This window comes from Massilia aurea (assembly GCF_040790145.1).
Classification (GTDB): domain Bacteria; phylum Pseudomonadota; class Gammaproteobacteria; order Burkholderiales; family Burkholderiaceae_D; genus Telluria; species Telluria aurea_C.
This window is the reverse complement of record NZ_JBFMMP010000001.1, coordinates 1-14,170: the sequence shown is the minus strand read 5'-3', so window position 1 is coordinate 14,170 and position 14,170 is coordinate 1. Positions and strand designations below refer to the sequence as shown.

At 63.2% G+C, this 14,170-nt stretch carries 11 protein-coding genes, 1 tRNA gene and 1 pseudogene; 4 read left to right on the top strand and 9 right to left on the bottom strand.

All coding sequences use genetic code 11. The features are described from left to right. Positions 1 to 11: 11 nt before the first annotated feature. The 8 genes from AB2N08_RS00065 to AB2N08_RS00030 form a co-directional block, all read right to left on the bottom strand. Positions 12 to 797: a PEP-CTERM sorting domain-containing protein gene (locus AB2N08_RS00065; protein WP_367608587.1), complete on the bottom strand. Its 786-nt coding sequence runs from the start codon at positions 795 to 797 to the stop codon at positions 12 to 14. Between the two features lie 359 nt (positions 798 to 1,156). After that, positions 1,157 to 3,517, bottom strand: coding sequence for a carboxy terminal-processing peptidase (locus tag AB2N08_RS00060; protein ID WP_367608586.1), 2,361 nt, complete (start codon positions 3,515 to 3,517; stop codon positions 1,157 to 1,159). A 181-nt stretch (positions 3,518 to 3,698) separates the two neighbouring features. After that, positions 3,699 to 4,289 (bottom strand): hypothetical protein, encoded by a 591-nt coding sequence (locus AB2N08_RS00055; RefSeq protein WP_367608585.1) that lies wholly within the window; start codon positions 4,287 to 4,289, stop codon positions 3,699 to 3,701. A 4-nt stretch (positions 4,290 to 4,293) separates the two neighbouring features. Beyond that, positions 4,294 to 4,845, bottom strand: coding sequence for a thymidine kinase (locus AB2N08_RS00050; RefSeq protein WP_367608584.1), 552 nt, complete (start codon positions 4,843 to 4,845; stop codon positions 4,294 to 4,296). Between the two features lie 91 nt (positions 4,846 to 4,936). Next, positions 4,937 to 7,177, bottom strand: a complete 2,241-nt coding sequence (locus AB2N08_RS00045) for a penicillin acylase family protein (RefSeq protein ID WP_367608583.1) — start codon at positions 7,175 to 7,177, stop codon at positions 4,937 to 4,939. Between the two features lie 31 nt (positions 7,178 to 7,208). Continuing rightward, complete coding sequence (locus AB2N08_RS00040) at positions 7,209 to 8,000, bottom strand: hypothetical protein (RefSeq protein ID WP_367608582.1); 792 nt, start codon at positions 7,998 to 8,000, stop codon at positions 7,209 to 7,211. A 159-nt stretch (positions 8,001 to 8,159) separates the two neighbouring features. Continuing rightward, a tRNA-Leu gene (locus AB2N08_RS00035) sits at positions 8,160 to 8,244 on the bottom strand. A 126-nt stretch (positions 8,245 to 8,370) separates the two neighbouring features. Further along, on the bottom strand, positions 8,371 to 9,132 hold the full coding sequence (locus AB2N08_RS00030; protein ID WP_367608581.1) for an SDR family oxidoreductase: 762 nt from the start codon (positions 9,130 to 9,132) through the stop codon (positions 8,371 to 8,373). 155 nt (positions 9,133 to 9,287) lie between these two features. Between AB2N08_RS00030 and AB2N08_RS00025 the strand changes: the two genes are divergently transcribed. The 4 genes from AB2N08_RS00025 to paoC all read left to right on the top strand — a co-directional run bounded on the left by AB2N08_RS00025 (position 9,288) and on the right by paoC (position 13,798). Next, positions 9,288 to 9,677, top strand: coding sequence for a winged helix-turn-helix transcriptional regulator (locus tag AB2N08_RS00025; protein WP_367608580.1), 390 nt, complete (start codon positions 9,288 to 9,290; stop codon positions 9,675 to 9,677). 312 nt (positions 9,678 to 9,989) lie between these two features. Next, on the top strand, positions 9,990 to 10,637 hold the full coding sequence (gene paoA / locus AB2N08_RS00020; RefSeq protein WP_367608579.1) for an aldehyde dehydrogenase iron-sulfur subunit PaoA: 648 nt from the start codon (positions 9,990 to 9,992) through the stop codon (positions 10,635 to 10,637). Then, positions 10,634 to 11,587, top strand: a complete 954-nt coding sequence (locus AB2N08_RS00015) for an FAD binding domain-containing protein (RefSeq protein WP_367608578.1) — start codon at positions 10,634 to 10,636, stop codon at positions 11,585 to 11,587. Before paoA ends, AB2N08_RS00015 begins: the two co-directional genes overlap by 4 nt. Positions 11,588 to 11,590: 3 nt before the next feature. Then, complete coding sequence (gene paoC / locus AB2N08_RS00010; RefSeq protein ID WP_367608577.1) at positions 11,591 to 13,798, top strand: aldehyde oxidoreductase molybdenum-binding subunit PaoC; 2,208 nt, start codon at positions 11,591 to 11,593, stop codon at positions 13,796 to 13,798. A gap of 234 nt (positions 13,799 to 14,032) precedes the next feature. On the opposite strand, the pseudogene AB2N08_RS00005 reads toward paoC, so the two are convergent. Further along, positions 14,033 to 14,170, bottom strand: a pseudogene (locus AB2N08_RS00005) (transposase); the annotation flags it as partial.

Here is a 14,170-nt window from a genome sequence, read left to right as displayed (position 1 = left end):
TACAGGACCGCTTAGTTTGCCTTGCGGCGACGACCGAACAGGCCAGCGCCCGCCAGACCGGCCAGCATCAGTGCGATCGTGCCTGGCTCAGGCACTTCGTTGACCTCGTCCGGCAAGAGCACGCTCGGGTCGGCGGCAGGCACGCCCGCGCCTGGCGCAGCCACTGGCAGCGTCGCATTGCCACCGCCGGTCTCGCCGGTGTCGGGCGGCAGGCTGACGTCGACGCCGCCAATGCCACCGGCGCCCGGCGTCGTGCCGCCAGCCGAACCCGTCCCACCGCCCGAACCGCTACCGCCGCCCGAACCGCCGCCGACCGCTGCACCGCCGCCGGCCGCACCGCCACCGACCGCTGCACCACCGCCGGCCGAACCGCCGGCAGCTGGCGCCGCGCCGCTACCGCTCTGGCCAGTCTGGCCTTGCACGATCTTGACGCCGTCGCCGTCGTTGATCACCGCGGCCGAATTGCCGAAGCGGGCCGCCAGCAAACCGTTACCGGCGCTGAGCACATAGCTGGCGTCGATGCCTTGCTGAACAAACAATTTCTGCGCATCTGCCTGCGACAGGCTGGAACTGGCTTTGCCGACCAGCACCGAGGTGAGGTCGCTGCTGGCGTTGTGAGCAATGCCACCAACCAGGCTGACGCCGGTACCGAACACGCCGGAGCCGATCACGCTGGACCCGTTGCCGGTAGTCCAGCCGCTTTGAAACGCCGGCTGCGAGGCCGAGGACACAACATCAGCCTGGGCTGCGCCGGCAGAGATGAGCAGCGAAGCAACAACAAGGTGGCGAATTGACATGAAAATAACTCCTGAGAAAGTAATGATGATTCTTTTTGCAAGCACGAAGTAATCCTAGCATGAGCAAAGAAAGATCAACTGCCGGGTGAAAACAAATCGTGCGTTACTCCCGCCTGGCGATTCCTGTAAGAATTATTCTTCAAAAACATCGTTTATTGGAATAAATATCAAAATTCCACATCAAACTTGACATCAAATCATCACGCATATTCCGAAAATTTTGATACATCATTGACAATTATCATATTATTTTGTCATCGACACCCTAAACCCGACAGCTGAACGAAAAAAGGCTGCATTCGGAAGAATGCAGCCTTGACTGATACAGCGCGCAACAGCCGCGCCGATCGTGAGAACGCTTACTTGGCGTTGGCGCTGACTGCCCCGCCGGCAGGATTTACGACCGCCATATACGGCATCACGCGTGACGCCATTCGCACATCCGTCTTGAGCATGCCAACTTCGTCCGCCAAGATATTGGCCGCCTCTTGCAGCATCACGTCCTTGGCATCCTTGGCCGCTTTTTCGGCAGCCAGTTCGGACTGCAGATTGCGCTCGTCAGCCTGCAGGCCATCGTCCTGACGCGGTGCGCCGCGCACGGCCACCACCGATTTCTCGGCCTTGGTCGGGTCTGGCGTTTCAGCACGTTTTTCCTTGCTGCCCGGACCGCTGGCAGGCTCGTCCGGCGTCACCGACGTGCCACCCAGGCGGGCTTCGCGCAGCTTCGAGCGGGCATCCTGCGTATCGCGCTCCTTGCGGCGCACGGCTTCATTCAGCGAAATCACGTTTTCCTTGCGCAGCTTGAGCACCTCGGCAATGTCTTCTTGCAGGAACTGGAAGTCCTTGTCCTTGGCGATGCGCGCCTCGTGACGTTGCTGCAGCGGGGCCACCAGTTCTTTCAGGTTCCCCAGCGGCATATAGGTCGCCGGCTTGATCGCCACCCATGGCAGGGCGTTGTCATACGACGATTCGCCGAAGCTGTCGAGATCGGTCATCACCGGCAGCTTGATGTCGGGCGTCACGCCACGCAGCTGCGTGGTGCCGCCATTGATGCGGAAGAATTGCGCGATCGTCATCTTGAGCTCGCCATAGCGCGCTTTTTCGTTCGGTGCGAAGCGGTCGAGATCGATCAGCGTCTGGACCGTGCCTTTGCCGAAGCTCGGCTCGCCAATCACCAGCCCGCGACCATAATCCTGGATCGCCGCCGCGAAAATCTCGGACGCTGAAGCCGACCCGCGGTTGATCATCACGCCCATCGGACCGTCCCAGGCAAGGCCCGGCTTGACGTCGCTTTCGACTTCAACGCGACCTTCGGCCGTGCGCTGCATGACGACCGGACCCTTGTCGATGAACAGGCCCGTCAGCTCGACCGCCTCGGTGAGCGAGCCGCCACCGTTGTTGCGCAAGTCGATCAGGACGTTGTCGACCTTCTCTTTCTTGAGCTCGACCAAGATGCGTTCAACGTCGCGCGTGGCGCTGCGGAAATCCTTTTCACCCTTGCGGCGGCCCTCGAAGTCTTGATAGAAGGTCGGCAGCGCGATCACGCCGATGCGGCGCTCGACGCCGTTTTCCTTGACCTTGATGATCGACTTCTTGGCGGCCTGCTCTTCCATGCTGATCTTGTTGCGGACCATCGACACGCTCACGTGCTTGGCATCGACACCGCCGTCGCCAGGAATCACGTCCAGGCGCACCGTGGTGCCTTTTTCGCCGCGCACCAGCGCAACCACGTCGTCCAGGCGCCAGCCAAGCACGTCGGTGAACGGGGCATTGCCCTGCGCCACGCCGACAATGCGGTCGCCCACCTTGAGCTTGCCGGACTTTTCAGCCGGGCTGCCGGGCACGACTTCGCGGATGATCGTGTAGTCGTCGCGCGACTGCAGCACGCAACCAATGCCTTCGAGCGACAGGCGCATCGCGATATCGAAGTTGTCGGCCGAGCGCGGACCGAGATAATTGGTGTGCGGCTCGATTGCGGTGGCATACGCGTTCATGAACATCTGGAACACGTCTTCGTTGTTCAGCTTGCCGATGCGATTGACGTAGTTCTCGTAGCGCTTGTCGAGCGTTTCGCGGATCGATTTGTCGTCCTTGCCGGCCAGCTTCAGGCGCAGCCAGTCGTTCTTGACGCGCTTGCGCCACAGGTCGTGGACTTCGTCTTCGCTCTTGGCCCAGGCTGCTTTTTCGCGGTCGAGCTGCATGGTCTCGTCGGTCGAGAAGTCGAACTTGCCCTTGAGCAGGCCACGGGCGTACGCCATGCGTTCGCCGAAGCGCTTCTGGTACAGGTTATAGATGGTGAACGGCGCGCTCAGGTCTTCGGTGTTGATGGCGTCGTCCATCTTCGTGCGCAGGGCCGCGAAGCTGTCGAGGTCGACCTGCGTGAAGTACAGCTTTTCACTGTCGAGGCCTTCGAAATAGCTGTCGAAGATCTTGGCCGACATCGCGTCGTCAAGGGGGATCGGGCTGTAGTGATAACGGCCCAGCACGCGCGAGGCCCACAGGGCGGCCTGGGTCTGGGCGGCGATCGGCTTCATGTCGCTTGGAATTGCAGGGGTCGCTGACTTGGCGGCGGGCTTGGCGGGCTTGGCGGACTTGGCCGCATCGGCGGGCTTGGCCGGGGCCGGCGGCGTTGCGATGGCAGCGGATTTCTCGGGCTGCGCGGTCACCACATGGGCGGACATGGCAAAGGCCATGGCGGCGAGGAGCACGTGCTTCTTCATTCTGCGATTCTCCGAACGGGATTCCTGTTGCGGTTGCGGCATGGCGCAAGGCATACCTGCCATACCGCGCTTTTCAATCCATTCTACAGGATAGATCGGCGCGCCAGAGGCGGCTTGACCCGCTTGCAGCACCCGAAACCCGGCCAATTAAGGTTGCCGTAAGCCTGCTCCGGCGCTGTCTTTACCCTTTGATAAGCTTCAACAGGGTGTCGCCATAAACCCAGAGCGCGACGAGCAGCGCCAGCAACGGCGCCCAGGGCCACGAACGGGCCGCGAGCTTCCAATCGACGGGCGATGGCCAGAACGACAGGAACTGCGGCGCGAGGAACACCATCAGCGCCAGGTCGAGCGGCTCGAACGCCAGCCCATGGCGCGTGCGCCACCAGGCCACGCCAAGCGGCACGAACAGCACCAGCAGCGGCGCCAGCGCGGCCGGGGCCGCGTTGTACCAGCGCAGGTTGGCAAAGGTGACGGAGCCGAGTTCCCAGTTGTGTGCCCCGGCCTTGCTGCCCTTGCGCAGCTTGATCCGGCGCGGCAGCACGCTCATGCCGACCGGCTCGGCATTGGTCAGAAGGCCAACCGAGAAATGGGCCAGCTCGTGGCACAGCGTGCCGGCGGCGGTGAAGATGAAAAAGACGGGGTGGGCGGCCGAACCGATCCACAGGAGGAAGGCCAGCGCGGCCGAGGGAATCAGGTAGATAAAGATGTCGAGCGATGGCGCCGCCACGGCGCAGGCGGCGGCGGGAAGCCAGGCGCTGCAGCCGCCAAACATGGTGTCAGCGTGCGTAGAAGCAGCGCCCGCAAGCCTGGCGGTAGCTTTCGTTGCCGCCGATGCTGACCTGCTCGCCTTCGCGGATGCGGCGACCCGCTTCGTCGACCCGGATATTCATCGTCGCCTTCTTGCCGCAGGTGCAGATATTCTTGATTTCCTCGATGTCGTCGGACAACGCCAGCAGATAGGCCGAGCCGGGGAACGGTTCACCGCGAAAATCGCTGCGCAAGCCGTAGCAGATGACGGGCACGCCGCGCAACTGGGCCAGCTGGTGCAGCTGGCTGACCTGGGCCGCCGTCAGGAATTGCGACTCGTCCACCAGCAGGCAGGCCACGTTGGCCACCTGGTCGAGGAAGTTGGTATCCGCATGAAATACCTCGGCGGCGCGCTGAGCCCCGAGGCGCGACGTGATCACGCCGACGCCGTAGCGGTTGTCGATGGCCGCGGTATACAGCTTGACCTGCTGGCCCTGCTCTTCGTAGTTATGCGCGACCTGCAGCAGGGCCGTCGATTTGCCGGCGTTCATCGCCGAGTACCTGAAATAGAGTTTGGCCACTGCCCTGTCCTGCCTGTCTGTCCGATGCAACGAAGGGTGCGATTATAGCGTGTGAGCAATGTGAATCACCAGTCAATCGCCATCCTTTTCATCACTGGCCCGGATGGTATTTGCGCTCGAGATTGCGCTCGATATCTTCCTTGTAGAACAGCACATCCTTGAACTCGCCTCGCGCATACATCGCGGCCTGGTCATTGAAGTGCGGCGAACGCGGGTCGCTGCTCTGGCCGCCGGCCAGGATGCTCTTGGCGCGCACCTTCGGACCGAACTCGACCGCCGCCACGAAGCTGTTGCCGCGATCGCCGTAGATGCGCTTCGTGGTCTGCTTGGCCGACATGCCGAACGATGCCAACGAGCCCCAGTTGGCCGACGTGAACGGCACCGGGATACTCGGCTTGCTGTCGTCGTATTGCTGGTCGACGGCGCCCGAGAGCCGCTGGAAGCGGTTGATCTCGCCCCACGGCGTGCGCCAGTCGCCGAAGTCGGCCGCCAGCTTGTTCGACGCGCGCAGCAGCGCATCGAGCCGGTCGGCGGGGCTCAGGCGCTGCGCAATGTAGTCGACCGGCGGGATGGTCTCTAGCTTGGCGCGCGCGCCATGCTGGGCCACCAGGTCCTGGCCCCAGTACACGGCCAGCGAGGTGGGCACCGAATCAATGGCGTAGCGCATGTTCCAGCCGCGCAGCACGTCGACCTGCTCGGCCAGCGCCGCCCTGCGCGGGTCTTCCGGCGGCAAGGCGTCGTAGTCGGCGATCACGGCGGGCACCAGCGGCTCGAATGCCTGCAGGCGCGTGTCGTACGAAGCCGCGATCAGGCTGTCGATGTCGAGCCCCTTGGCCTCCTTGAAGACGCGTTCGGCATTCCGGCCGCGCGCATTCTCGGGCAGCGACCACATGTACGACGGATAGTTCGCGCACTTGGGGCTGCTCGTGCCGGCGGCCGTGCACGGCCAGTTATTGGTATTCAGGATGTAGCCGCTGGCTGGATTGAACAGCGTGATGGTCTCGTCGATCTCGTGCAGGCGCTGCCACTCGTTGGCGGGATTGCTGCCGTCCACGGGGCGGGTCCAGTCCACGCGCGGGTCACGCTTCGGAATGAAATTGCCGTGGAAGTAAGCGATATTGCCCTTCGCGTCGGCGTACACCGTGTTGTTCGACGAATTGGTGCGCAGCTCCATCGCCTTGTAGAACGCGCTGTAGTCGCGCGCCTTGGTGCGGGTGTACGACTGGGTCAGCGCGTTGAGCGGGTCGTCCATCAGCTTGACCGACACCCACTTGCCGCCCTCGGCGCGCACGACCGGGCCGTGGTGCGTGAAATAGGCCGTGACATTGCGGCTGGCCAGATTGCCGCCTGGCGTCTTGTAGGGCAGCGTGATCGCCATCTTGCGCATCGGCGCCTCGTGCTTGCCGTACTTGTAGAAGTATTCGCCGCCACGGTCGACTACCGTTTCCAGGTATTCGTCGATCACGTCGCCGCCGCCCGACGTGTGCATCCAGCCCAGCTTGTCGTTGAACCCCTGGTAGATGAAGAACTGGCCCCAGGTCACGGCGCCATACGCGTTCAGGCCTTCTTCGCTGACCATGTGCACTTCGGGGCGGAAGTAGAACGACGTGTGCGGGTTGATCATCAACAGCGCGCGGCCATTGGCGCTCAGTTTCGGCGCGATGGCAAAGCCGTTCGAGCCGCGCGGTTCGGGGGCAAACCCCTTGAGCTTGTCCAGCTGCGCGACCACCGGCCGCTTGCCATAGAACGCTTCCAGGTCGGCCAGCTCGATCGACTCGATATCGCCGCCGATGCTGCCTTCGCTGAAGGTAAGCGCCATCCACGGCTCGAAGTGGGTCAGCAGCTTCGGCTTGACCTCGGGGTGGGTGTACAGGTAATAGTTCAGGCCATCGGCAAAGGCCTTCATCAGGTTCTGCAGCCAGGCAGGACTGGCAGCGTAGCGGGCCTGCATCGCGGCCGGCTGGACATACAGCTTCATGCGCAGGTCGCGCCAGATCTCGGCCTCGCCCTCGACCTCGGCCAGGCGCCCCATCGCGTTGATGTAATTGAGCTCGATCCGGTTGAAGTCATCCTCGGCCTGCGCGTACAGCGTGCCGAACACGGTGTCGGCGTCAGTGCGCCCGAACACGTGCGGGATGCCCCATTTGTCGCGCATGATCGTCACGCGCTCGGCCGCCGCCTTCCAGCGCGCCACCGTCGCCGCGCTCGGCGCAGCTTGTACGCTGGACGCCGTGACCGGCGTTTTCTTGGGCGCGACGGCGAACGACGGCGCGGCGGCGGCGATCAGGAGCAAGCCGAGCAATGCCGGCGTGAACGAACGTGACGTGGGCATCTGGGCTGGCTCCTTCGGGGCTGGGTTAAGTTCAGTCTTCGCCGAGACCGGCGTTGACGAGACGTTGCTTGAGGCGTTCGTTTTCGGTCAGCAGCGTGGCCAGGCGGTCTTTCAGCGCCGCGCGTTCGCTGCGCAGCATGGCCAGCTCATCGGCCGGGTCGACCGGTTCCTTCTCCTTGCGCGGGCGAGCTGCGCTCTTCTGCTCGCGCACCTGGCGCGCGGCCTGCTGCAGCTCCTTGCGGCCGCCGGCCACGGCCGCGATCTGCGCCGACTCGGGCAACTGCGCCACGTTGGCGGCGGCATTGATCGAGATGGTGCCGGCGCGCACGGCTTCGCGCAGCTCGGGCGTCGCCGCTTTCTGGATGCGCTCGATCTGGCTGATGGTGTTGCTCGAGACGCGCGCGGCGCGGGCGACGTCTTCCCGTGTGTTCCACGGTGGCGAGGCAGGATCGAGTGGCGCGTCAGTCTCGCCTTCTTCTTCCGCCGGCCGCTCGACCACGCGGGCCGAGACGATCTCTTTTTTCTTGAGCGCCAGCACGCCGCGCTGGAAGTCCGACACGCTGCGGCGCGCCAGGTGGTTGTCGATCATCCACAGCATGACGTCCTCGATCGATTCGAAGTTGTTGTTGTGGACGGTGCGGAACGGAATGCCATGCTTCTGGCACAGGTCGTAGCGGTTGTGGCCGTCGATCAGCGTATCGCGCCAGAGCACGAGCGCGTCGCGGCAACCTTCGGCGAGCAGGCTGCGCTCGAGCGCGGCTTGTTCGATCGGGCTGAGTGGATCGACGAAAGAACGCAATTCGTCGTTGATCGTGATATTCAATTCGGGTCCTTGCTTGTCGTACGGGGGGGCGATCGTGATGCAGCGCCGTAGTTGAGGTGCCGGATGGCATGCTACACCATCCGGACAAGGCCGCTGCCCTGCGCGTGCCCTGCATGGATGGCGGGGCGAAGAGCGCAGTGGGGGACTCTAGATAATTCGTGGTGCGGGCAGCCGGAATTGAACCGGCACGCCTCACGGCGGCAGATTTTAAGTCTGATGCGTCTACCAATTTCGCCATGCCCGCGCCGCGGCGATTGTACTACGTGGAGCAACTCGGGTGCTAGTGGCAGCAGCGTGCGCCTGAAGACCGAGCAGCTGACTGAGTTGTCTGTCCAGTCAGCTGACGTGCTGCAGGAACGCCGCTTGCCGATCACCGTTTGCCGTTGAGTGTCCCGAAGAATTCCTTGTAGCCGGCCTCGCCCTGTTCAGCGACAAAGCGCAGTGGGTGTACACGTTGTACCAGCACTTCTTCGGCATCCGGCTGCGTCTCGAGGATCTGGAGAACCTCGTCGATGAACGCCGCGAGCGGCATCGCGTGCGGATCGCCGGCCTGGTGTGCACCCATCAGCTCTGTCTGCACGTACGGCGGTGCGATTTCGATGACATCGACATTGCTGCCTTTTAACTGATGGCGCAGCGATTCGCTGAATGAGTGCATCGCCGCCTTGGTCGCGCTATACGTCGGGGTGGCGGCCAGCGGTACGAATGCCAGGCCCGATGACACGGTCACGATCGTCGATTGCGCTTGCTGGCGCAGCAAGGGCAGCAATCCAGCCGTCAGCAGGATCGGCGCAAGCAGGTTCGTTGCGATGGTGGCATGCGCCGTCGCGGTATCGACTGCGTGGGCGGTCCAGTCTTCGGGGCGCATGATGCCGGCATTGTGAATGACGACATTCAGGACTGGGTGCGCGCGCGCGATGTGCTGCGAAAAGCGATCGATGTCCGCTGCGTTCGTCACGTCCAGCACGGCGGTGACGATGCCCGGGTTGGCCCCGGCAACGTCATCGAGCGCCTCCTGGCGACGCCCCGCGATGATCACTTGATTACCGCGACGATGAAATGCTTCGGCCAGCGCGCGACCAATGCCCGAACCGCCGCCAGTGATGAGTATCGTGTTTCCAGAAGTGTTCATGGTATTCCTTTTGATGAGCAGGTTCGGTCAAGTTTCCAGTGACAATTCGCCGGAGACATGTGCTAGCCTACCCTACTACTCTCATACAGGAAGTAGGCACGTTTTTGTGTGGTACGAACCGATCGGTAACCAACAGGACAAACAGGATGGCCAGGATGGCGCAACGACGTGTGATATTCGAACCGGACCAGGCGGACGACGCATCCCGGCAACCTCGCCCTGAGCTCGATGCACTCGTTCTAGACGTCCTCGGCCGCATCGCCGACAAATGGACGATGTGCGTTCTCGAAGTATTGCATCAAGAAGGCAGGCAGCGGTTCACGCGCGTCGGCGAACTGGTCGGATCGATCAGCCAGCGCATGCTGACCAAAACGCTCAGGCAACTGGAAGCGGACGGACTGGTGCTACGGACGGTCTACGCGGAAGTGCCTCCACGTGTGGAATACGAACTGACAGACATGGGAACGAGTCTGTGCGCTGCGTTCTGCAGCTTGTGGCTATGGGCTGAGCAGCATGAACCGGCACTGCGCGCACTGAAGGCGTAGCGAACGGCGGACTGAAAAAGGTCGCTGTCGTACGCCTCTCGCCGTCAGGCTGTATACTTTGCCAACTCGGGCTTCGCGCGCCGATCGATCGATTATGCCGGCCCCGCCGCGCATCCTCTCGGCTGTCATTACGCGCTGACCGCCTGTCACGATCACCAAAGTCCTTCAAGTTTCAAGGGAGCGCGGCCTTCCTCCGAGCTGACATAAAATCAATTCAATCATCTCGTTATCTCTTTTTCGCACGGGCGGCGCTGTCGTATTGACACTGATCTCCCGCACGAACAACGTACTGTATAGAAAGAACCTCCAAGCATGGAACAATTCAGGGAAATCAAGCTGTCCCGGCGCGATGTATTGATTGCCGGCGCAGTGTCGGCATCCGCCGTGGCGATGCCTGGCGCGAACGCGCAACCAGCCGCCAACGCCCCGGCGGCCAATCCGGAACCGGTCAAGGCCGGTGTCACCTTCAACGTCAACGGCAAGGATGTCACGCTCGAGCTCGACACCCGCACCACGCTGCTCGATGCCCTGCGCGAACACCTGCACCTGACTGGCTCGAAAAAAGGCTGCGACCAGGGCCAGTGCGGCGCCTGCACCATCATCCTGGATGGCCGCCGCATCAACTCGTGCCTGTCGCTGGCCGTGATGCACGATGGCGCGAAGATCACCACCATCGAAGGCCTCGGCACGCCGGACAAGATGCACCCGATGCAGGCCGCGTTCGTCAAGCACGACGGCTACCAGTGCGGCTACTGTACGCCCGGTCAGATCTGTGCGAGCGTGTCGGTGATCGAAGAAATTCGCGCCGGCATCCCGAGCCACGTCACGGGCGACCTCAATGCAAAGCCACAACTGACCGTGGAAGAAATCCGCGAGCGCATGAGCGGCAATATCTGTCGATGTGGCGCCTACTCCAACATCATTGACGCGATCAAGGAAGTCGGAGGGGTCAAAGCATGAAGGTCTTTACTTACCAGCGCGCCACCACGCCCGCACAAGCAGCCCAGCTCGTCTCCCGTACCCCGGGCTCGCGCTTTATCGCCGGCGGCACCAACCTGCTCGACCTGATGAAGCTCGAGATCGAAACGCCTGGCGCCCTGATCGACGTCAACGGCCTGGGTTTCGACAAGATCGAGCCCACCGCCAATGGCGGCCTGCGCATCGGCGCCCTCGTGCGCAACACCGACCTGGCATCGGACGCGCGCGTGCGCAAGGATTACGCCGTGCTCTCGCGCGCGCTGCTGGCCGGCGCCTCGACCCAGTTGCGCAACAAGGCAACCACGTCGGGCAATCTGCTGCAGCGCACCCGCTGCCCGTACTTCTACGACACCGCGCAACAGTGCAACAAGCGCCAGCCGGGCAGCGGTTGCGCGGCCATTGGCGGCTTCACGCGCCATCACGCCGTGGTCGGCACGAGCGACGCCTGCATCGCGACGCATCCGAGCGACATGGCCATTGCCATGCGCCTGCTGGACGCCGAAGTCGAGACCGTCCGCGCCGATGGCAGCATGCGCAGCATCCCGATCGCCGACTTCCACCGCCTGCCGGGCAACACCCCGCACATCGAAACGGTGCTTGAGCCAGGTGAACTGATCACCTCGGTCACGCTGCCAAAGCCGCTGGGCGGCGTGCACGCCTACAAGAAAGTGCGTGACCGGGCGTCATACGCCTTCGCACTGGTATCGGTCGCCACCGTGATCCTGCCTGACGGCAGCGGTCGCGTGGCCGTCGGCGGCGTGGCGCACAAGCCATGGCGCGTCGAAGCGGCCGAGCAGCAGATGGGCGCCGGCGCCAAGGCCGTCGCCGATCGCCTGATGGCCGGCGCGCGCACTACCGAAGACAATGCATTCAAGGTTCCCCTGGTGCACCGTATTTTGGCCGCAGCAATACAAGACGCGAAGAAAGCTTAAGCCATGAAATTCATTACTCCCGCAACCACCAATCCGATCGACCGCCTGCGCTATGTCGGTCAACCGCTCAAGCGCATCGACGGCGCGCTCAAGACCACCGGCAATGCGCCGTACGCCTACGAGCACCACAAGGAAGTGCCGAACGCCGCCCACGGCTTCGTCGTCGGTTCCGGCATCGCCAAGGGCCGCATCGCATCGATCGACACCGAGGCCGCGCGCCGCGCGCCGGGCGTGCTGGCCGTGGTCACCGCCGCCAACGCAGGCAAGCTGGGCAAGGGCGACATGAACGTCGCCCACCTGCTGGCCGGCCCGAACATCCAGCACTATCACCAGGCCGTCGCGCTGGTGGTGGCCGAGACGTTCGAGCAGGCGCGCGCCGCCGCCGGCCTGGTCAAGGTCAACTACACGGTCCAGAAGGGCCGCTTCGACCTGGCCGCCGAGAAAGCCAATGCCGTCAAGCCGGAAGGCGAATCGGATCCGCCGGATACCAAGACGGGCAACTTCGCGCGCGGCTTCGAGACCTCGCCGGTCAAGCTCGACGCCACCTACAAGACACCCGACCAGTCGCACGCGATGATGGAGCCGCACGCCTCCACTGCTTTCTGGGAAGGCGACAAGGTGACGGTCTACACGTCGAACCAGATGATCGCCTGGTGCCGTGGCGACCTGTCCAAGACGCTGGGCATCCCGAAAGAGAAAGTGCGCGTGATCTCGCCGTATGTCGGCGGCGGTTTCGGCTCGAAGCTGTTCCTGCGCGCCGATGCGCTGCTGGCGGCACTGGGTGCGCGTGCGGCCAAGCGGCCGGTGAAAGTGGCGCTGCAGCGTAATATGATTTTCAATAACACTACCCACCGTCCAGCGACGATCCAGCGCATCCGCATCGGCGCCGGTCGTGACGGGCGCATCATGGCCATCGGCCATGAAACCTGGAACGGCAACCTGCCAAAAGGCAGCGCCGAGGTCTCGACCGCGCAAACGCGCCTGTTGTACGCGGGCGCCGACCGCATGACGGCCACCCGCGTGGCCGAGCTCGATCTTCCTGAAGGCAATGCGATGCGCGCGCCGGGCGAAGCGCCCGGCATGATGGCGCTGGAAATCGCAATGGACGAGATGGCCGAAAAGCTGAACATGGACCCGGTCCAGTTCCGCATCCTCAACGACACCAAGGTCGATCCGGAAAAGCCGATCCGCAAGTTTTCCGAGCGCCGCTTCATCGAGTGCATGCGCATGGGCGCCGACAAATTCGGCTGGGCCAAGCGCAATCCGAAACCAGGCCAGGTCCGCGAAGGCCGCTGGCTGATCGGTCACGGCGTGGCTGCCGCTTTCCGCAACAGCCCGGTGATGAAATCGGGCGCGCGCGTCAAGCTGGGGAGCGATGGGCGCGTGACGGTGGAGACCGACATGACCGACATCGGCACAGGCAGCTACACCATTATCGCGCAGACCACCGCCGAAATGCTGGGCGTGCCGCTTGATCGCATCGACGTGCGCCTGGGCGACTCCGACTTCCCGGCGTCCTCCGGTTCGGGCGGCCAATGGGGCGCCAACAGCGCGACGTCGGGCGTGTACGCGGCCTGCGTCAAGCTGCGCGAGCAGGTGGCGGCCAAGCTGGGCGTGACCGAAGCCGATGCCGAATTCGTCGACGGCACCGTGCGCGTGGGCGGCAACAGCCAGCCGCTGGCCAAGGCCGCCGCCGGTGGTGAGCTGGTCGGTGAGGACACCATTGAATTCACCGGTGGCCTGGACAAGAAGAACCAGCTGTCGACCTTCGGCGCGCACTTCGTCGAAGTCGCGGTGGACTCGGTCACGGGTGAAACCCGCGTGCGGCGCATGCTGGCCGTGTGCGCGGCCGGCCGCATCCTGAACCCGATGCAGGCCCGCAGCCAGGTCATCGGCGGCATGACGATGGGTATCGGCGGCGCACTGATGGAGCACCTGGTGGTCGACAAGCGCCATGGCTTCTTCGCCAACCACGATCTGGCCACCTACGAGGTGCCGGTACACGCCGACGTGCCGCATCAAGAGGTCATCTTCCTCAAGGAGGAAGACGAGATCTCGTCACCGATGAAGGCCAAAGGCATTGGCGAGCTGGGTCTGTGCGGTGTGGCAGCGGCCGTGGCCAACGCGATCTACAACGCGACCGGCGTGCGCGTGCGTGAGTATCCGATCACGCTCGACAAGCTGATCGAGAAGATGCCGTTGTCGGCTTGAAGGTAATCAGCTAGCCCCAAGACGTCGTTCCCGCGAAGGCGCACTGCTGTCCGGAATAATCTTGTTGACTGTCGCATCAGAATAGACATCCCTGATTTTTGATCTCGGCCTGTCTATTCTGTCGACTTCGTAGCGCGTTGGCTTCGATTTCCGGGCGCTGAAAAATGGTGGCACGGATCAGGCAAAAGAAGTCCCACAGCGATGTTGTGACCTTGTTTGAATGATGCATGATCGTCACCAGCAGATAGGTGATCAGGGCAGTCAAGATCTGGATTCGGACGGCGTTTTCTGACCTTCCCAAGAACTGTTTGATCTTCAGATGTTGCTTGATCCATTTGAAGAACAGCTCGATTCCCCAGCGTTCCTTGTACC